Annotated in this window: 17 protein-coding genes; 10 read left to right on the top strand and 7 right to left on the bottom strand. The window is 70.5% G+C overall.

Translation table 11 applies throughout. The features are described from left to right. The coding region (gene groEL, locus ACK5IN_RS03930; RefSeq protein WP_416894913.1) for a chaperonin GroEL at positions 1-972 on the top strand (972 nt) is incomplete at its 5' end. 94 nt (positions 973-1,066) lie between these two features. Here the strand turns inward: groEL and ACK5IN_RS03925 are convergent. The 6 genes from ACK5IN_RS03925 to ACK5IN_RS03900 all read right to left on the bottom strand — a co-directional run bounded on the left by ACK5IN_RS03925 (position 1,067) and on the right by ACK5IN_RS03900 (position 7,775). Then, positions 1,067-1,354: a WXG100 family type VII secretion target gene (locus ACK5IN_RS03925; RefSeq protein ID WP_416894912.1), complete on the bottom strand. Its 288-nt coding sequence runs from the start codon at positions 1,352-1,354 to the stop codon at positions 1,067-1,069. Positions 1,355-1,487: 133 nt separating this feature from the next. Then, a complete protein-coding gene (locus tag ACK5IN_RS03920; protein ID WP_416894914.1) occupies positions 1,488-3,071 on the bottom strand; it encodes a sensor histidine kinase in 1,584 nt (527 codons plus the stop codon). Between the two features lie 150 nt (positions 3,072-3,221). Beyond that, positions 3,222-3,914, bottom strand: coding sequence for a response regulator transcription factor (locus tag ACK5IN_RS03915; protein WP_416894911.1), 693 nt, complete (start codon positions 3,912-3,914; stop codon positions 3,222-3,224). Positions 3,915-4,081: 167 nt separating this feature from the next. Then, positions 4,082-5,746: a DNA repair helicase XPB gene (locus tag ACK5IN_RS03910; RefSeq protein ID WP_416894910.1), complete on the bottom strand. Its 1,665-nt coding sequence runs from the start codon at positions 5,744-5,746 to the stop codon at positions 4,082-4,084. Between the two features lie 25 nt (positions 5,747-5,771). Continuing rightward, positions 5,772-7,487 carry a helicase-associated domain-containing protein gene (locus ACK5IN_RS03905; protein WP_416894909.1) on the bottom strand — a complete coding sequence of 572 codons (1,716 nt, stop codon included), beginning with the start codon at positions 7,485-7,487 and terminating at the stop codon, positions 5,772-5,774. A gap of 9 nt (positions 7,488-7,496) precedes the next feature. After that, complete coding sequence (locus ACK5IN_RS03900) at positions 7,497-7,775, bottom strand: multidrug ABC transporter ATPase (protein ID WP_416894908.1); 279 nt, start codon at positions 7,773-7,775, stop codon at positions 7,497-7,499. A gap of 95 nt (positions 7,776-7,870) precedes the next feature. Between ACK5IN_RS03900 and ACK5IN_RS03895 the strand changes: the two genes are divergently transcribed. Next, positions 7,871-8,254 (top strand): cold-shock protein, encoded by a 384-nt coding sequence (locus ACK5IN_RS03895; protein WP_416894907.1) that lies wholly within the window; start codon positions 7,871-7,873, stop codon positions 8,252-8,254. Further along, positions 8,238-8,735: a DUF3027 domain-containing protein gene (locus ACK5IN_RS03890; protein WP_416894906.1), complete on the top strand. Its 498-nt coding sequence runs from the start codon at positions 8,238-8,240 to the stop codon at positions 8,733-8,735. The genes ACK5IN_RS03895 and ACK5IN_RS03890 overlap by 17 nt, the downstream gene beginning before the upstream one ends. Positions 8,736-8,742: 7 nt before the next feature. Here the strand turns inward: ACK5IN_RS03890 and serC are convergent, their stop codons facing one another. Further along, on the bottom strand, positions 8,743-9,852 hold the full coding sequence (serC, locus tag ACK5IN_RS03885) for a phosphoserine transaminase (RefSeq protein WP_416894905.1): 1,110 nt from the start codon (positions 9,850-9,852) through the stop codon (positions 8,743-8,745). A gap of 116 nt (positions 9,853-9,968) precedes the next feature. Between serC and ACK5IN_RS03880 the strand changes: the two genes are divergently transcribed. From ACK5IN_RS03880 to ACK5IN_RS03850, 7 genes are all read left to right on the top strand, one after another. Beyond that, positions 9,969-10,670: a metal-dependent transcriptional regulator gene (locus ACK5IN_RS03880; protein ID WP_416894904.1), complete on the top strand. Its 702-nt coding sequence runs from the start codon at positions 9,969-9,971 to the stop codon at positions 10,668-10,670. Positions 10,671-11,015: 345 nt separating this feature from the next. Further along, on the top strand, positions 11,016-11,774 hold the full coding sequence (locus ACK5IN_RS03875) for a M23 family metallopeptidase (protein WP_416894903.1): 759 nt from the start codon (positions 11,016-11,018) through the stop codon (positions 11,772-11,774). 95 nt (positions 11,775-11,869) lie between these two features. Beyond that, complete coding sequence (locus ACK5IN_RS03870) at positions 11,870-12,367, top strand: HNH endonuclease (protein ID WP_416894902.1); 498 nt, start codon at positions 11,870-11,872, stop codon at positions 12,365-12,367. Positions 12,368-12,481: 114 nt separating this feature from the next. After that, positions 12,482-13,183: a hypothetical protein gene (locus tag ACK5IN_RS03865; RefSeq protein ID WP_416894901.1), complete on the top strand. Its 702-nt coding sequence runs from the start codon at positions 12,482-12,484 to the stop codon at positions 13,181-13,183. Then, on the top strand, positions 13,171-14,346 hold the full coding sequence (locus tag ACK5IN_RS03860; RefSeq protein WP_416894900.1) for a DNA polymerase Y family protein: 1,176 nt from the start codon (positions 13,171-13,173) through the stop codon (positions 14,344-14,346). Before ACK5IN_RS03865 ends, ACK5IN_RS03860 begins: the two co-directional genes overlap by 13 nt. Next, a complete protein-coding gene (locus ACK5IN_RS03855; protein WP_416894899.1) occupies positions 14,292-14,759 on the top strand; it encodes a hypothetical protein in 468 nt (155 codons plus the stop codon). The genes ACK5IN_RS03860 and ACK5IN_RS03855 overlap by 55 nt, the downstream gene beginning before the upstream one ends. Positions 14,760-14,876: 117 nt before the next feature. Continuing rightward, on the top strand, positions 14,877-17,575 hold a 2,699-nt coding region (locus ACK5IN_RS03850; protein WP_416894898.1), incomplete at its 3' end, for an error-prone DNA polymerase.

Genomic DNA, 17,575 nt, shown 5'->3' with positions numbered 1-17,575 from the left:
TACATCCTCATCGCGAACCAGAAGATCTCCAACATCAAGGACCTTCTGCCGATCGTCGACAAGGTGATCCAGGACGGCAAGGAGCTCGTCATCATCGCCGAAGACGTCGAGGGCGAGGCACTGGCGACGCTCGTGCTGAACAAGATCCGCGGCATCTTCAAGTCGGTGGCCGTCAAGGCCCCCGGCTTCGGCGACCGCCGCAAGGCCATGCTGCAGGACATCGCGATCCTCACCGGCGGCCAGGTCATCACCGAAGAGGTCGGCCTCAAGCTCGAGAACGTGACGCTCGACCTGCTCGGTCGTGCGCGCAAGGTCATCGTCACCAAGGACGAGACGACCATCGTCGAGGGTGCCGGCGATGCCGAGCAGATCGAGGGTCGCGTGACCCAGATCCGCCGCGAGATCGACAACACCGACAGCGACTACGACCGCGAGAAGCTGCAGGAGCGCCTCGCCAAGCTCGCCGGCGGCGTCGCCGTCATCAAGGCAGGCGCGGCCACCGAGGTCGAGCTCAAGGAGCGCAAGCACCGCATCGAGGACGCTGTGCGCAACGCGAAGGCGGCCGTCGAGGAGGGCATCGTCCCCGGCGGTGGCGTCGCACTCATCCAGGCCGGCCAGAAGGCGTTCGCGGGCCTCGCGCTCGAGGGCGACGAGGAGACCGGTGCGAACATCGTCAAGGTCGCGGTCGTCGCGCCGCTGAAGCAGATCGCCCTGAACGCCGGTCTCGAGCCGGGCGTCGTGGCGAACAAGGTCGCCGAACTGCCGGCCGGTCAGGGCCTCAACGCCTCGACCGGTGAGTACGTCGACATGCTCGCCGCCGGCATCAACGACCCGGTGAAGGTCACCCGTTCGGCGCTGCAGAACGCGGCGTCCATCGCCGGCCTGTTCCTCACCACCGAGGCCGTCGTCGCCGACAAGCCGGAGAAGGCTCCGGCCGTCCCGGCCGACCCGACCGGTGGCATGGACTTCTGATCCACCTGCACGGATGCCCCGCCCCTCACGTGAGGGACGGGGCATCCGTCGTTCCGGCGATCACGCGGGGCGGTGACCTCGAACACGGAATGGATCACCGGAACAGGCTGAGGTTCACCTGTTCCGCGTCGGCGTACTGGCGTCCCGCGGTGGCGAGGGCTTGGCTGATCGTATTGAGCGAATCCTCCACCTGACGCTGCGTCGCGCGCCACTGCTCGATGACGCCGTGGAAGGCGCCGGCGGCGGCGCCCGTCCACGCCGACTGCAGCTGTGTCAGCTGCGCGAGCATGGCCGATGACTCGGCCTCGAGCCGGTCGGCGGTGCCGCGGACGGCCGTGGTGGCGGTGAGTACGGCGTCGGAGTCGACGGAGAAGACGGCCATGTGAAGGCTCCTTGTTCGTTCGGGAAAGGATGCTTCACGCTACGTGCCAGCCCTGGGCCGCGCGGGCACCTCGGCCCGAATGGTGCATCCGCACCCTGCGCACCGAGGCTGTGGAGGAGCACATCGCCCGAGATCACGCGGAGTCGTCGACCAGCCGATCCATCGGCTCGGTGGCGATGGTCAAGTGCTCGGCGGCGTCGCGTTCCACCGCGAGGGGGAAGGCGACGCGGAAGCTCGCGCCGCCGCCCGGCGTGTCGGAGACCACCACGCTGCCGTGCAGCGACTGCACGATCGATGCGACGATCGACAGGCCCAGGCCGCTGCCGCCGGTCTCGCGCGTGCGCGAGGTGTCGGCGCGCCAGAACCGCTGGAAGATCTGATCCTTCAGGGGGTCGGGAATGCCGTCGCCGTGGTCGACCACGGCGACCCAGCCGTTGCCCAGGCGCCGGTCGACCCCGACGGCCAGCTCGATGGGCGAATCGGGTGGTGTGTAGCGGCGGGCGTTGGCGACGAGGTTCGTGATGACCTGCCGGATGCGGTTCTCGTCGCCCAGCACGATGGGCGGGATCCCGTCCACCTCGGCGTGGACGGCGTCGATGTTCGCCGGGGGCGCAGCATCCACTGTCTGTTCCGGCGCCGGACGCGGCTTGCGCCGCAGCCGGGCGCCGGCCCGCGCGATCGCCGAGGTCGCCACGCGGGGAGGCGGGGGCTCGGCTCCGTGCCGCTCTGCGGTTGCGGACGCGTCGTCGGTCGATGTCGTGTCGACGACGGTCACCGTGCGCTGCGGCGCCGCCGCACGCAGGTCGAGTGCGATGTCCCGCGCCACCGGACGCAGGTCGACCGGCACGATGCTGATGTCGCGCTTCTCGTCGAGGCGTGCCAGGGCGAGCAGGTCCTCGACGAGCGCACCCATGCGGATAGCCTCCTTTTCGATGCGCTCCATCGCCTGCGCGGTGTCATCGCCGCCGCGGATCGCGCCCATGCGATACAGCTCGGCATAGCCGCGCACCGACACCAGGGGAGTGCGCAGCTCGTGGCTGGCATCGCCGATGAAGCGGCGCATCTGGCGCACGGTCGTGTCGCGCTGGGCAAGCGCCCCGTCGACACGGTTCAGCATCGTGTTGATCGCGAGCTTGAGCTTTCCCACCTCGGTCGTCGGCTCGACGTCGGTCATGCGCTGGGTGAAGTCGCCGGCGGCGATCGCCATCGCGGTCGCCTCGACCTCGCCGAGGCTGCGGAACGTCAGGGTGACCAGCAGCCGCGTGATCAGCGCGGCACCGATGATCGTGATCAGGGCCAGGATGCTGTAGATGCCGAGGAACGTGTTGACCACGCGGTCGACCGGTGCGAGCGGCGTGACGATCATCTGCGTGTAGAGCTCGTTGCGCACCGGCTGCGGGCCGACGCTGGCACGGAACTGCGCGTCGCCCGAGGCAGCGCGCATGTCGAACGGCGTCGTGCCGCGCCGGTTGGTCTCCAGGGTGGACCACGTCGCGGGAAACGCGGGCTCAGGGCCGCGGCCGCCGACGCTGATGATGAACTCACCCTCGGGTCCGTACAGGGCCAGGAAGTAGTCGGTCTGCACGCGGTCCTTGCGCTCGGTGATCTCCCCGGTCTCCGGATCGACCTCGAGCAGGCCGCTGACCACGTCGGCGGCGGCCAGCTGCTCGACCTGGCTGTCGACGTTGCCGGTCAGCGCCGCGCGCAGGAACACCATGGCGCCGACGCCCGTGGCGACCAGGCCGATGACCAGCACGCTGACGGTGACGCCGGTGACCTTGGCGCGCAGACTGAGACCCCGCCACCAGCGGGTGGCCGCATCCGTCTTCTTCCTCTTCCTCAACCGCTTCCTCCCCGAAGGGACAGACTATGCGGACTTGCCGACCTTGAGCATGTAGCCGAAGCCGCGCTTGGTCTGGATGAGCGGCTCGGCCGAGTGCGGGTCGATCTTGCGCCGCAGGTACGAGATGTAGCTCTCGACGATCCCGGCGTCGCCGTTGAAGTCGTACTCCCACACGTGGTCGAGGATCTGCGCCTTGCTGAGCACCCGGTTGGGGTTCAGCATCAGGTAGCGCAGCAGCTTGAACTCCGTGGGGCTGAGGTCGATCGACACGTCGCCGACACGCACGTCGTGCGTGTCCTGATCCATCGTCAGCTCGCCCGCGCGGATCACGGCCTCTTCATCGGTCTGCATCGTGCGGCGCAGGATCGCCTGGATGCGCGCGACGATCTCGTCGAGCGAAAAGGGCTTGGTGACATAGTCGTCGCCGCCGGCGTTGAGGCCCTCGATCTTGTCGTCGGTCTCGTCCTTGGCGGTCAGGAACAGGATCGGCGCGGTGTACCCGGCGCTGCGGAGGCGCTTGGTGACGCTGAACCCGTTCATATCGGGAAGCATCACGTCGAGCACGATGAGGTCGGGCTCTTCTTCGAGCACGGCAGAGATGGTCTGGGCGCCATTGGAGACGGCCCGCACCTGGAAGCCTGCGAATTTCAGGCTCGTGATGAGGAGATCCCGGATGTTCGGCTCGTCGTCCACGACGAGGATGCGCGGTGCGGTCATAGGCCCATTATGGTGACCGATCGTATGACCGCGCTGGATATCGGCCGGATCGGCGTCTTTCCGAGCCTCGCGTGTGTCGATGTCCGTCCAGGACGCATGTGATCGCCACGGTCGCGTTCCTGGCGCCGTGGACCGCGTCCATCGTCACGGGATGGCGCGCTGATCGCTCAGGCCGCAGCGAGCGCGTCGGCGTCGAGGATCGTGTACGAATAGCCCTGCTCTGCCAGAAACCGCTGCCGGTTCTGCGCGAAGTCCTGGTCGACCGTGTCGCGGGCGATGAGTGTGTAGAAGCTCGCGGTGTGTCCCGACTCCTTGGGTCGCAGCAGCCGTCCGAGCCGCTGCGCCTCCTCCTGGCGCGAGCCGAACGAACCCGAGACCTGGATGGCGACGGATGCCTCGGGCAGATCGATCGAGAAGTTCGCCACCTTGGAGACCACCAGCAGCTCGATCGCGCCCTCACGGAACGCCTGGTACAGCTCTTCGCGCTCGTCAACCGGGGTGGCGCCGGTGATCTTGGGGGCATCCAGGGCCTCGGCCAGCTCGTCGATCTGGTCGAGGTACTGCCCGATCACGAGGATCCGCTCGCCGCGGTGCTGGGCGACCAGGTCGCGCACCGCACGGATCTTCGCCGGCGCGGTGGCGGCGAGCCGGTAACGCTCGTCGTCGGCCGCCGCCGCGTACTCCAAGCGCTCACCGGGCGGCAGATCGACCCGCACCTCGTAGCAGGCGGCGGGGGAGATGAAGCCCTGCGCCTCGATCTCCTTCCACGGCGCGTCGAACCGCTTCGGCCCGATGAGGCTGAACACGTCGCCCTCGCGGCCGTCCTCGCGCACGAGCGTCGCCGTGAGCCCGAGGCGCCGCCGCGCCTGCAGGTCGGCGGTGAGCTTGAACACGGGCGCGGGCAGCAGGTGCACCTCGTCGTAGAGGATGAGCCCCCAGTCCAGGGCATCCAGCAGCGCGAGGTGCGCGTACTGGCCCTTCCGCTTCGCGGTGAGGATCTGGTAGGTCGCGATCGTGACGGGCTTGATCTCCTTGACCTGGCCCGAGTACTCGCCGATCTCGTCCTCGGTCAGGGTCGTGCGCGTGAGCAGCTCGTCGCGCCACTGCCGCGCGCTGACGGTGTTGGTCACGAGGATGAGGGTCGTCGTCCTGGTCTCGGCCATCGCACCGGCGCCGACGAGGGTCTTGCCGGCGCCGCAGGGAAGCACGACCACGCCCGAGCCGCCGTCGGTGAACGTGGTGACGGCGTCGTGCTGATACGGGCGTAGGCTCCAGCCGTCCTCGGCGAGGTCGATGGGGTGCGGGGTTCCCGGTGTGTACCCGGCGAGGTCTTCCGCGGGCCAGCCGATCTTCAGCAGCTCCTGCTTGATGTGGCCGCGCGCCCACGCGTCGACGACATACGTGTCGGGGGATGGGTGGCCGATCAGCAGCGGCTGGATGCGCTTGTTCTTCGACACCTCGGCAAGCACAGCGGCATCGGTCGAGCGCAGAACCAGGTCGTCGTCGTCGGTGCGCTCGATCACCAGGCGCCCGTAGCGGCCGACCGTCTCACGGATGTCGATCGACACCGACGGTGGCACCGGGAAGCGCGACCAGCGGTCGAGCGTGGCGAGCATGTCGTCGGCGTCGTGGCCGGCGGCACGGGCGTTCCACAGGCCCAGGCGCGTGATGCGATATGTGTGGATGTGTTCGGGGGCGCGCTCGAGCTCGGCGAAGATCGCGAGCTCGTGGCGGGCGGTCTCGGCATCCGGATGCGCCACCTCGAGCAGCACGGTGCGATCGCTCTGCACGATCAGTGGGCCGCTAGAGAGTGGCGATGGGCCGTCAGACATAAGGGTCGATTCTACCGGCCTCAGGTCAGGCCGGGCGTGCGCTGACGATGTGCGACACCGGCAGCGTGCGTTCGGTGTCGGCGCCGCGATCGCGTCCGCGCAGGCGCCCGCCGCCCAGTCCGGTCGCCTCCAGCGTGAACTCGCGCGTGCTGCCGTCGGGCATGGCCACCACGACGACGATCATCGCCCGGGCGCGCACCGCGGCATCCAGTTCTCGGCCGAGCCACGCGGCATCCGTGTCGTCGCCCCGCGTCTCGCGCAGCGTCGCCAACAACTGCGCGTGCGTCCGGGGCTCCGGCGGCGCGGCGGGCGCGAGACGGCAGCGCACCAGCGGCTCGGGTTCGCCGGTGGCATCCACGGCGATCGCCGGGTACCGGGCATCGACGAGGGTCCAGTAGACGGCATCGCGTGACACGCGCGAGACCAGCGTGTCACCGTCGCGCACGAGGCCGACCGCCCGCACGGCCTGATCGACGGCGAGGGTGGCCAGTTCCTGCGGATCGTCGCTGCCGACACGGGTGCCCCCGGCATCGGTCTGCACCCGGATGAGCCCGTGCCGCGCGGCCGTGCTCTCGAGCAGATAGTCCAGCGGCTGCGGGATGCCGGTGAGCGAGAGGTCCGACAGGAACGCCCGCAGCGACTCTGCCGTCTCGCCGGCGCCGACGGCTGTGGCCAGCGACTCGGGCGAGAAGCGGTAGGTGGATGCCTGCGCGCGCGACTCGCGCACCGCCATCGACCGCAGCCGCAGGTCGAGAGCTGGGGCGAGCGGTCCGGGCGCGATGGCGCTGAGGTCCGCCTGCAGGTAGATGCGGTCGATCTCGGGCGGCAGCAGGGCCGCGAACGCGTCGGTGTCGGCCGTGCCGGTCGCACGCAGGCGCGTGCCCCACGCGTGTTCCGCGCCGTTCGGGTCGGTCAGGCCCCAGCGCACGGCGATCGAACGCAGCGCGATGCAACGGGCCGGCCACTCCGGATCGAGCGGGTAGGCCGCTGCCCACGAGGCCGGGGGATGGATGCCGCGGGCATCCCGCAGCCCCTCCGGCAGCGACGCCACGATGCCCTCCACCACGGCGGACCACCGTTGCGCGGTCGAACCGTGCAGCCAGCGGTCGCCGGCCGCGGTGACGAGCCATTCCCGATCGACCGGGGCGGCGAGCCCTGCGAGGGCCGCGCTCTCGAGCAGCTCATCGAGATCGTCGGCCGAGGCCACCAGACCCGACTCCTGCAGGCGACGGCGATCGGCCGCCGCCACAGCGCCGGTGCCGGTGCGGGCCAGCGGTGCCGTGCGCATCGTCAGCAGCACATCGGCGAGCGAGGCGATGCCGAGGGCGGCCCGCTCGGCCGCGGCGGCCTCCTCGAGCGGCGCGGCGAGGGCGGGCGCGGGTGCGACCTCGACGCGGAACGCATCGGGCGCGGTGCGCAGGTGTTCGTGCACGCGCGCCGCGACCGCGCGATACGGGCGCCCCTGCGCGTCGGCGAGCGCGTGCTCCCGCAGCGCGGGGCGGGCGCCGGTCGCGACGGGGTGGGCGAGATCGGCGAGGGCGCTGCGCGGCAGGCGCACCAGCGCGCGATCGATGGACGCCTCATCGAGCAGTCCTTCGGCCGCATCGAAGAAGTCGCGCCAGGCCACCGACTCGGGCACGCCGCGCAGGCGCAGCACGCGCTCGAGCGAAGCCTCGTCGAGGGCGGCGAGGTCGGCGGCCAGGCCGCGCGCATCGCTCATCGACGGGGGAGCGCCGTCCATCAGCGGCGCCTAGCGCCCTCGATTCGCGCGATTGCGGCGGACGATGTTCATGATCAGCAGTGCGACGATCATGAGGAACGCGATCGGCAGGCCCACCAGCGGCAGCACCGTGATCGTCGGCCACAGGCCGCCGGAGAAGTCGGTGACCCCCAGCGGGCGCGCGGCGATCACCACGAAGAAGCACACGATCGACAGCACGATCAGACCCAGCGACATGTACGCGAGGATGCGGTCGATGCGACGTACGGGAACGTCGGAGTCACCGGGTGTGGCAGGAGCCTTGCTCATTCGCATCAGCCTACCCGCTCTAAGATGGAGGGGCGGGCCGTGTTGGCCCCGTGAGGCACGCCCGCCCGGGCGCTATCCACAGTGAGGTTTCCCCAATGCCCACCGGCAAGGTCAGGTTCTACGACGACGAGAAGGGCTTCGGCTTCATCGCGTCCGACGACGGCGAGGACGTCTTCCTGCACGCGACGGCGCTGCTCGCGGGCACCACCGCTCCGCGTCCCGGGGCGCGGGTCGAGTTCGGTGTCGCTCAGGGCAAGCGCGGTCTGCAGGCGCTGTCGGTGCGGGTGCTCGACGCGCCGCCGAGCCTGGCCAAGGCCAAGCGCAAGCCCGCCGACGACATGGCGATCATCGTCGAAGACCTCGTGAAGCTGCTCGACGGCATCGGCGGCGATCTGCGTCGCGGGCGCTACCCGAGCAGCGGGCACGGGCGCAAGGTCGCCGCGATGCTGCGCAAGGTCGCCGATGAGCTCGACGCCTGACGCCGCCCTGACCGGGGCGCACGACCTGGCCCTGGCCGCATTGGGCGAGATCACCCCCGTCGAGACGATCGGCCCGGCCGTCGGCTACGCGGTCGAGGCCGACGGCGTGGTGTCGCTGCGGTTCGAGAACAGGCTGGGCGGGTACCCGGGCTGGTTCTGGACGGTGAGCGTGGCCCGCGTCGACGACGAGGAGCCGACCGTGCTCGAGGCCGAGCTGCTGCCCGGCGAGGGGTCGCTGCTCGCGCCCGACTGGGTGCCGTGGGCCGTGCGGCTGGCCGAGTACCATGCGCAGCAGGAGGAGGCCGCCGCCGCGGGCGACGCCGAAGACACGGACGAGGCCGACGACGAACTGGACGACCTCGATGCCGCCGACTTCGACGAGGAGTGGTCGCCGATCCTGCACTCGGGGGATGTCGACGGAGTCGACATCGACACCCTCGACAACCACGCGGACGAGGACGACGACTCCGACGAGGAGTGAGCCCGGCTCAGAGGCCGTCGACGGTGGCGTCGATGCAGCGGATCAGCTGCTGCACGTCGGCCGGGTCGATCGAGGTGAACGTCGCGATGCGCAGCTGATTGCGCCCGAGCTTGCGGTACGGCTCGGTGTCGACGATGCCGTTGGCGCGCAGGCTCTTCGCCACCGCCGCGGCATCGACCGATGCGTCGAAGTCGATCGTGACGACGACGGGGGAGCGGTCGGCCCGGTCGGTCACGAACGGCATCGCAGAGGTGGATGCCTCGGCCCACGCGTACAGCGCCTGCGACGACTCCGCGGTGCGCGCGCTCGCCCACTGCAGGCCGCCGCGCGCGTTGATCCACTGCAGCTGCTCGTCGAGCAGGATGAGGGTGGCGATAGCGGGCGTGTTCAGCGTCTGCTGCAGGCGCGAGTTGTCGAGGGCGTCCTTCAGGCTGAGGAACGCGGGGATGTAGCGATCGGATGCCGCGATCCGCTCGATGCGCTCGATCGCCGCCGGCGAGACTGCCGCGAACCACAGTCCGCCGTCGGAGCCGAGGTTCTTCTGCGGCGCGAAGTAGTAGACGTCGCACTCTGTCACAGAGAAATCAATGCCGCCGGCGGCGCTGGTCGCGTCGATGACGGTGAGCGCGCCGGCATCCGCCCGCACGCGTTCCACGGGGGCCGCGACGCCCGTCGATGTCTCGTTCTGCGGCCAGGCGTAGACATCCACGCCCTCGACCGGCACGGGCACCGCCCGCGCACCGGCGGGCGCCTCACGCACGTCGGGCGCCTCGAGCCACGGTGCGGCGGCGGCTTTGGCGAACTTGCCGCCGAACTCGCCGAAGACCAGGTTCTGGCTGCGCCGCTCGATCAGGCCGAAGGCCGCGGCATCCCAGAACGCGGTCGCACCACCGTTGCCCACGACGATCTCGTAGCCGTCGGGCAGGCGCAGCAGCTCGGCGAGGCCCGCCCGCACCGAGGCGACGAGGTCTTTCACCGGTGCCTGGCGGTGTGACGTGCCCAGCAGCACCGCACCGCGCGTCGCGAGCGCCTCCAGCTGTTCGGGACGCACCTTGGCGGGGCCGCAGCCGAAGCGTCCGTCGGCGGGCAGCAATTCAGGGGAGAGCACCACAGGCATGGGTCGATTCTAGGAGAGGCGGGATGCTGCATCCGTCACCGTGTCGCTCTGCGGCACCCGCCCTCCCGCGCGTTGCCGCGGGATAGGCTTGCCTGACACAAACCCGGAGCGACGCGATGACCGATCTGATCGACACCACCGAGATGTACCTGCGCACGATCCTCGAGCTCGAAGAGGAAGAGATCGTGCTGCTGCGTGCGCGCATCTCCGAGCGGCTCGGGCACTCCGGTCCGACCGTGTCGCAGACCGTGGGGCGCATGGAGCGCGACGGCCTCGTCGTCGTCTCCGAGGATCGTACGCTCGAGTTCACCGACGAGGGGCGTCAGCGCGCCGTCGACGTCATGCGCAAACACCGGCTCGCCGAGCGTCTGCTGTCGGACGTCATCGGCCTCGACTGGGCGTACGTGCACGAAGAGGCCTGCCGATGGGAGCACGTGATGAGCGAGCAGGTCGAGCGCCGGCTCGTCGAGCTGCTCGGGCACCCCACTGAGTCGCCGTACGGCAACCCCATCCCCGGGCTCGATCAGCTCGGCCACGTGCCGGCCATGGAGTTCGAGAAGGGCGTCGTCGGGCTTGTGCGGCTGCTCAACGACACCGAGAGCCCTGTGCAGGGCACAGTGCGCCGGCTCGCCGAGCCGATCCAGGTCGACCCCGAGCGTCTCGAGCAGCTCAAGGACGCCGGTGTCGTGCCGGGTGCGCACGGTGACTTCCGCTTCAGCGAGGGCTACGTGCTCGTGCAGATGGACGGCATCGACGAGGGGCTCGAACTGCCGGTGGAGGTGGCATCCCATGTCTTCCTCGTCGACGATCGTGGCTGACTCGGATCATCTGCACGGTCGTCTGGGGCTCGCGAAAACCTGGGAATCCGCCTGTCCAAGTGACAGAATCGTTACCTTCAGGTAGCCTCGAACAGTCCACAGGGCGAGAAGCCAGCCCATCGGACACCCGGACGACACGCCCCGCAGGCTCGTCAATCGGCCGGTTCACGCCAAGAAGAATGCTCGACGAGCCTGCGTCCCCGTCGTCTGCGACCGGGTCGCCGAGGGGCTGGAGGACCCGGTTTGGCTGAAGAGAACGATTCGCACGTTACGCAACCCGATGCCGCGACGGCGAGTCTCACGCGACGCTCGCGCGTACGTCGGCCGGCGCTCCGCGAGACGGCAGTGGCTACCCGCCCCACCCCGGTTGCCAAGAAGCGCGGCTCCGCACGCCGATCGCTGCGCAGCCTCGGCACCATCGCCGTCGTCGCAGGCCTCGTCGCCGCCGTCGGCATCCCCGCATACGGTGCGCTGTCGCTGCCCGAAGACGCCAAGACCATTCAAGAGGTCGCCGAAGCCGGAGCCCAGTCGCTGATCGTCGCCTCCGAGGTGGAGACCGAAGGCCTGCAGCGCGACAGCTACGCGGCGACCACGCCCGAAGAGATCGAGAAGAAGAAGGCAGCCGAAGCGGCCGCGGCGCGCGCCAAGATGGTCGGCTCGACGGCGTCGGTGAACGTCGACCTGAGCCTGGTCGGCCCCGGCACCGGTCCCGCCCGCTGGCCGCTGGCCGCCCTGACCCGCATCGGCGACGGCTTCATGTCGCGCGGCGGGGCGCACTACGGCGTCGACCTGATCGCACCCGGCGGCACCCCGATCTTCGCCGCCACGGACGGTGTCGTCCGCATCTCGCAGGAGAGCTACTACGGCTACGGCGTCGCGATCGTCATCGACGGCGTCATCAACGGGCAGAAGGTCAGCACCCTGTACTCGCACATGACGTACGGCACTCGCACGGTCGGTGTCGGTGCGCAGGTGCAGGCCGGGCAGGTCATCGGACTGGTCGGCCAGACCGGTCGTGCCTTCGGCAACCACCTGCACTTCGAGACCAAGATCAACGGGTCGCTCGTCGACGGGCTCGGCTTCCTGCGCGCCAACGGCGGCTGATCCCGCGCCGACACGCCGCGCCGCGAGGCGCCTGTGCACCGGTGTGCGTGGTCTAGCCTGAAACCCGACGCGATCTGCGGACGGGGGCCATATCCATGCGCACTCTGGTACTGAACGCCGGGTACGAGCCGCTGGCCGTCGTGTCGTTCAAACGGGCGATCGTGCTCGTGATGAACCAGAAGGCCACGGTCGTCGAGAGTGTGGACGGCGATCCGGTGTGGACATCGTCGGCGGTGTACGACCGACCCGCAGTGATCCTGCTCGCCCGCTACGTGCGCATGCCGAACGGGCGCCGCGTGCCGGTGACGCGGCGCGGTGTCCTGCGCCGCGACGGGCACCGATGCGCATACTGCGGCCAGTCCGCGTCGACGATCGACCATGTGCTGCCGCGGTCGCGCGGGGGCGGCGACTCGTGGGAGAACCTCGTGGCGTGCTGCCTGCGCTGCAACAACGTCAAGGGCGACCGCACGCCGCAGGAGATGTCGTGGGATCTGCGCATCACTCCGCGCCCGCCGCGCGGCGGGCGGTGGACGGTGCGCGGCACCGAGCGCGCCGAGGCGTGCTGGGAGCCGTACCTGGCCCTTGCGGCGTAGCGCGCCGCTGCCGCCGCTTCCGCATTCCTCTGCACACGTGAGGGAGTGTCGGGGGAGGGATATACGTTCGACACCACGGTTGAAGGAATAGAACTTACGTTCTATTCTGTGGAGGTGAGGGCGAACGTGCGAACCCCGGGAGCGGCTGTGCTCGGCACCCTGCGCGCGCAGCTCGAGCGTACGCAGGGACGACGGCTCGACGCGCCGGTGCTGCCGGTGCATCCGGTACTGGCACCGTTGCTGCCCGGCGGGGGCCTGCGGGCCGGCGCGGCCTATGCGTTGGAACGATCGGCAGCGCTCGTGATGGCGCTCATGGCGGGTCCGTCGCAGGTGGGTGCATGGTGCGCGGCGGTCGGGATGCCCGAGCTCGGCGCAGAGGCGACCGAGCAGGCCGGCGTCGACCTCGAACGCCTCGTGCTCATCCCCGACCCGGGCCCCCGGTGGCTGACGGTCGCGGCGACGGTCGCCGAGGTGATGCCGGTGGTGGCGGTGCGTCCGCCGGGGCGGGTGACCGATGCCGAGGCCGCGCGGCTGGCCGCCCGGCTGCGCGATCGCGGCAGCACGCTGCTCGTGCAGGGGCGGTGGCCGCAGGTCGAGGCGACGCTGATGCTGAGCGATCCGGCGTGGTCGGGTCTGGAGCACGGCCACGGTCATCTCACCGGCCGTGAGGTGACAGTGACCTCGGGCAGCCGGCGCTGGCCCGTGCCGCGCACGATGCGCATCGCCCTGCCGGCCTGCGGTGGCGAGATCGCCCCGGCGGGGCAGCGTACGCCGTCGCGGGCGATGCCCGCGTACGAAGAGCGGTGGGTGAGCTGATGGATGCCACGCCGGTGCGCAGTCTTGTGCTGTGGATTCCCGACTGGCCGGTCGTCGCACTGACGAGGGAGGCGGCGCTGCAGGTCGGGCGGGAAGAGCCGGTCGCCGTCGTCGGGGCGAACACCGTGATCGCGTGCTCGGCCGCTGCCCGCACCGAAGGCGTGCGGCGCGGGCAGCGGCGCCGCGATGCGCAGTCCCGCTGCCCCCGGCTGCGGATCGTGCCCGCCGACGACGCCCGCGACCGGCGGCTGTTCGACCCGGTCGTGGCCCGCATCGAGGAGGCAGCCCCGGGGGTCCAGCCGATCCGCCCCGGCCTGTGCGCGCTGCGCGCCCGCGGCCCCGCCCGCTACTACGGCGGCGAGGAGCCCGCGGCGCACACGCTGATCGCCCGGCTGGCCGAGCTTGGGGTGCCCGACGTGCGTGCGGGCATCGCCGATGGTCCGTTCACCGCCGAACAGGTGGCGCGCACGGCCCCGGCCGGCGATGTGCGGTCTGTTCCCGCCGGGGCGGCGGCGGTCTTTCTCGCCCCCTTGCCGGTCGCCGTGCTCGAGGCGCCCGAGCTTGCCGAGCTGCTCACCCGGCTGGGGGTGCACACGCTCGGTGCCTTCGCTGCGCTGGACGCCGATCGGGTGCTCGACCGCTTCGGCCCCGTCGGGGCGCGCCTGCACGCGCTCGCCGCCGGCCGGGACTCCCGCCCGGTGCAGCCGCGCATCCCGCCTCCCGAACTGGCGCGCGAGATCGCCTTCGAGCCGCCGCTCGATCTCGTCGACCAGGTGGCCTCGCCCTGCGCGTCACCGCCGACGACTTCATTGCGGGGATCGGCGCCGAAGGGCTCGTGTGCACTGAGCTGCGAGTGCGCGTCGAGACGGATCGGGGGGTGGGCTCCGAGCGTGTGTGGCTGCACCCCGGTTCGTTCGACGCGGCCGCCGTCGTCGACCGGGTGCGCTGGCAGGTGCAGTCGCTGGGCGCAGTCGGCGCCCTCCGGCAGGACCAGGACCCGCTTGTCGAAGGGGCGGGGGCCATCGCCCGGGTGCGGATCCTGCCCGAGGCGGTCGACGAGGCATCCCGCCACCGACCGGCGATCTTCGGTTCCGGCAGCGACGAGCGCATGCACCACACCCTCTCGCGCGTGCAGGCGATGCTCGGGCACCGCGGGGTGCTGACTCCTGCGATCGGTGGTGGCCGGTGGCTCGTGGAGCGGCAGGTGACTGTGCCGTGGGGCGATCGGGTCGTGCTGACCAGAGAACGCGGGCAGCCGTGGCCGGGCCGGCTGCCGGCGCCGCTTCCGGGAACAGTGTTCGCACCGGGCCGGCCGACGCAGGTGCAGGATGCCGCGGGTGCGCAGATCACGATCGATGAGCGTGGGGCACTCAGCGGGGTGCCCGCTGTGCTCGTCGACAGTGGGCGCCGGCACGCGGTGGCGGCTTGGGCGGGCCCGTGGCCGGTCTCGGAGCGGGGGTGGGATGTCGCGCGCACCCGCCGCGCGTACCGCTTTCAGCTCGTCGATGCCGAGCAGGTCGCATGGCTCGCCGTGTACGAGCAGGGGGAGTGGATGCTGGAGGGTCGGTATGACTGACGCATCGTCGCCGATGCGCCGCGCCGTTCGCAGAATCGCACGAACTTCGCACGGATCGGGCGGATTCTTGCGAACTTCGCGTGAAACTGCGAGATCTGTGCGTGAGGAGCACGACTGATGGGCTGGCAGAACCCTCCCGTCTCGTGGTCCGAGATGGAGCGCATGCTCAGCGATCGGCGGCGTCCCTTGGATCGGCCCGGCGACGGCGGCGACAGCCCGGCGTGGTCGCACAAGCGCGCCCCGTATGTGGTGCCGCCGATCGAGCGGCCCGCCGACGCGGTGCCGTACGCCGAGCTGCACGCGCATTCGTCGTACTCGTTCCTCGATGGCGCGTCCTCACCCGAAGAGCTGGCAGAGGAGGCCGAACGGCTTGGACTGCACGCACTGGCGATCACCGACCACGATGGGTTCTACGGCATCGTGCGCTTTGCCGAGGCGGCCGAGAAGCTGCAGGTGAAGACGGTGTTCGGTGCCGAGCTCTCCCTCGAGCTGCCGGCGCCGCAGCGGGGTGAGGCCGACCCGGCCGGCGTGCACCTGCTCGTGCTCGCCCGGGGGGAGGAGGGCTATCACCGGCTCTCCTCGGCGATCACGCACGCGCAGCTGGCCGGCGGCGAGAAGGGGCGCCCGCGCTACGACCTCGACGAGCTGGCGGTGCGTGCCGGGGGGCACTGGGCGGTGCTGACGGGGTGCCGCAAGGGTGCCGTGCGACGTGCGCTGTACGACCCGGGTGGCGGCATCGCCGCCGACGCCGCGCAGGTCGCCGGCCGCGAGCTCGATCGGCTCGTCGACCTGTTCGGCAGGGAGTCGGTGCAGGTCGAGCTGGTCGACCACGGCGATCCGCTCGACACGGCGGCCAACGACATCCTCTCCGCCCTCGCCGTCGCGCGGCATCTGCCGGTGCTCGCCACCAACAACGTGCACTATGCCGTGCCGCAGCGTGAGCACCTGGCCGCGGCGATCGCGGCGGTGCGCGCGGGCCGCAGCCTCGACGAGCTCGACGGGTGGCTGCCCGCCCACGGCGGGGCGCTCCTGCGCTCGGGGACCGAGATGACGGCGCGCTTCGCCCGGTACCCTGGCGCAATCGAACGCACCGTCGCCCTGGCCGACGAGCTGGCGTTCGAGCTGCGCACCGCCAGGCCGGCCCTGCCGACGCAGGAGGTGCCCGCCGGACACACCCCCATGTCGTGGCTGCGCGAACTGGTCTGGCGCGGGTTCGCTGAGAAGTACCCTGATGCGCCGCCGGCCCATCGCACCCGGGTCGAACGCGAGCTCGCCGTCATCGAGCAGAAGGACTTCCCCGGCTACTTCCTCATCGTGCACGACATCGTCGCCGAGGCGCGGCGGCGCGGCATCCTGTGCCAGGGGCGCGGCTCGGCCGCCAACAGTGCCGTCTGCTACCTGCTGAACATCACCGCCGTCGACGCGATCCGCTACGGGCTGCCGTTCGAACGGTTCCTGTCGAGCCTGCGCGAGGAGGAGCCCGATATCGACGTGGACTTCGACTCCGATCGCCGCGAGGAGGTCATCCAGTGGGTGTATGCGCGGTACGGGCGTGAGCGGGCCGCGCAGGTGGCCAATGTCATCCAGTACCGCCCCAAGAACGCGGTGCGCGACATGGCAAAGGCGCTCGGCCATTCACCCGGACAGCAGGATGCCTGGTCGAGGCAGGTGGAGCGGTGGGGGGCATCTCTGTCGCCCGCACCCGACAACGACATCCCGCCGCGGGTGCTCGAGTACGCGACCGAGCTGCTCAAGGCGCCGCGGCACCTCGGCATCCACTCCGGCGGCATGGTGCTCACCGACCGGCCCGTCGGCGAGGTGGTGCCCATCGAGCACGCGCGCATGGAGAACCGCACGGTGATCCAGTGGGACAAGGACGATGCCGCCTGGATGGGCCTGGTGAAGTTCGACCTGCTGGGGCTCGGGATCCTCGCCGCGCTGCAGTACTGCTTCGACCTCGTCGCCGGTGCGACGGGGGAGCGGTGGAAGCTGGAGACGATCCCTAAAGAAGAGCCGGCCGTCTACGACATGCTGTGCCGGGCCGATGCGATCGGGGTGTTCCAGGTCGAGTCACGCGCCCAGATGGGGCTGCTGCCGCGCCTGCGACCGCGGCGGTTCTACGATCTGGTGGTCGAGATTGCCCTGATCCGTCCCGGCCCGATCCAGGGCGGTGCCGTGCACCCGTTCGTGCGACGCAAGCTCGGGCACGAGAAGGTGACTTACCCGCATCCGAAGCTCGTTCCCGTGCTGGAACGCACTCTCGGCATCCCCGTCTTCCAAGAGCAGCTCATGCAGATGGGTATGGCGATCGGCGACCTGACGGGGGAGGACGCCGACCTGCTGCGCCGTGCGATGGGTTCCAAACGCGGCATCGAGCGCATCGAGTCGCTGCGCGAGAAGCTGTATGCCGGTATGGCGCGCAACGGGCTTACAGGCGGCGACGCCGATGCGATCTACGAGAAGATCCAGGCGTTCGCGAACTTCGGCTTCGCCGAAAGCCATTCGCTGTCGTTCGCGCTGCTCGTCTACGCGTCGTCGTGGTTGAAGCTGCACTACCCGGCCGCGTTTCTCGCGGGGCTGCTGTGCGCACAGCCGATGGGCTTCTACTCGCCGGCGACGCTCGTGGCCGATGCGCGCCGGCACGGTGTGGAGGTGCGTCGCCCCGACATCCAGCTCTCGGGTACCACCCCCCTCCTCGAACCCTTCCCACCCCCCGCTACCCCCACACCCCCCGCTTCCCCTACTTCGCCAAAACTCCTGTTCTGGCACACGCAGGAAGATCTGGGCCCGAAACTCCCTGACTTCGCCAGAACAGG

This window comes from Microbacterium sp. (assembly GCF_047971895.1).
Classification (GTDB): domain Bacteria; phylum Actinomycetota; class Actinomycetes; order Actinomycetales; family Microbacteriaceae; genus Microbacterium.
The sequence above is the reverse complement of the archived record's forward strand: the minus strand, read 5'-3'. Positions and strand labels throughout refer to the sequence as shown.

What these genes read in the sequence shown, in the direction of transcription:
- ACK5IN_RS03925 (WP_416894912.1), bottom strand. Translation starts at nt 1,354, where the DNA reads ATGGCCGTCTTCTCCGTCGACTCCGACGCCGTACTCACCGCCACCACG.
- ACK5IN_RS03920 (WP_416894914.1), bottom strand. Translation starts at nt 3,071, where the DNA reads ATGGTGTTCCTGCGCGCGGCGCTGACCGGCAACGTCGACAGCCAGGTC.
- ACK5IN_RS03915 (WP_416894911.1), bottom strand. Translation starts at nt 3,914, where the DNA reads ATGACCGCACCGCGCATCCTCGTCGTGGACGACGAGCCGAACATCCGG.
- ACK5IN_RS03910 (WP_416894910.1), bottom strand. Translation starts at nt 5,746, where the DNA reads ATGTCTGACGGCCCATCGCCACTCTCTAGCGGCCCACTGATCGTGCAG.
- ACK5IN_RS03905 (WP_416894909.1), bottom strand. Translation starts at nt 7,487, where the DNA reads ATGGACGGCGCTCCCCCGTCGATGAGCGATGCGCGCGGCCTGGCCGCC.
- ACK5IN_RS03900 (WP_416894908.1), bottom strand. Translation starts at nt 7,775, where the DNA reads ATGAGCAAGGCTCCTGCCACACCCGGTGACTCCGACGTTCCCGTACGT.
- ACK5IN_RS03895 (WP_416894907.1), top strand. Translation starts at nt 7,871, where the DNA reads ATGCCCACCGGCAAGGTCAGGTTCTACGACGACGAGAAGGGCTTCGGC.
- ACK5IN_RS03890 (WP_416894906.1), top strand. Translation starts at nt 8,238, where the DNA reads ATGAGCTCGACGCCTGACGCCGCCCTGACCGGGGCGCACGACCTGGCC.
- serC (WP_416894905.1), bottom strand. Translation starts at nt 9,852, where the DNA reads ATGCCTGTGGTGCTCTCCCCTGAATTGCTGCCCGCCGACGGACGCTTC.
- ACK5IN_RS03880 (WP_416894904.1), top strand. Translation starts at nt 9,969, where the DNA reads ATGACCGATCTGATCGACACCACCGAGATGTACCTGCGCACGATCCTC.
- ACK5IN_RS03870 (WP_416894902.1), top strand. Translation starts at nt 11,870, where the DNA reads ATGCGCACTCTGGTACTGAACGCCGGGTACGAGCCGCTGGCCGTCGTG.
- ACK5IN_RS03855 (WP_416894899.1), top strand. Translation starts at nt 14,292, where the DNA reads ATGCACCACACCCTCTCGCGCGTGCAGGCGATGCTCGGGCACCGCGGG.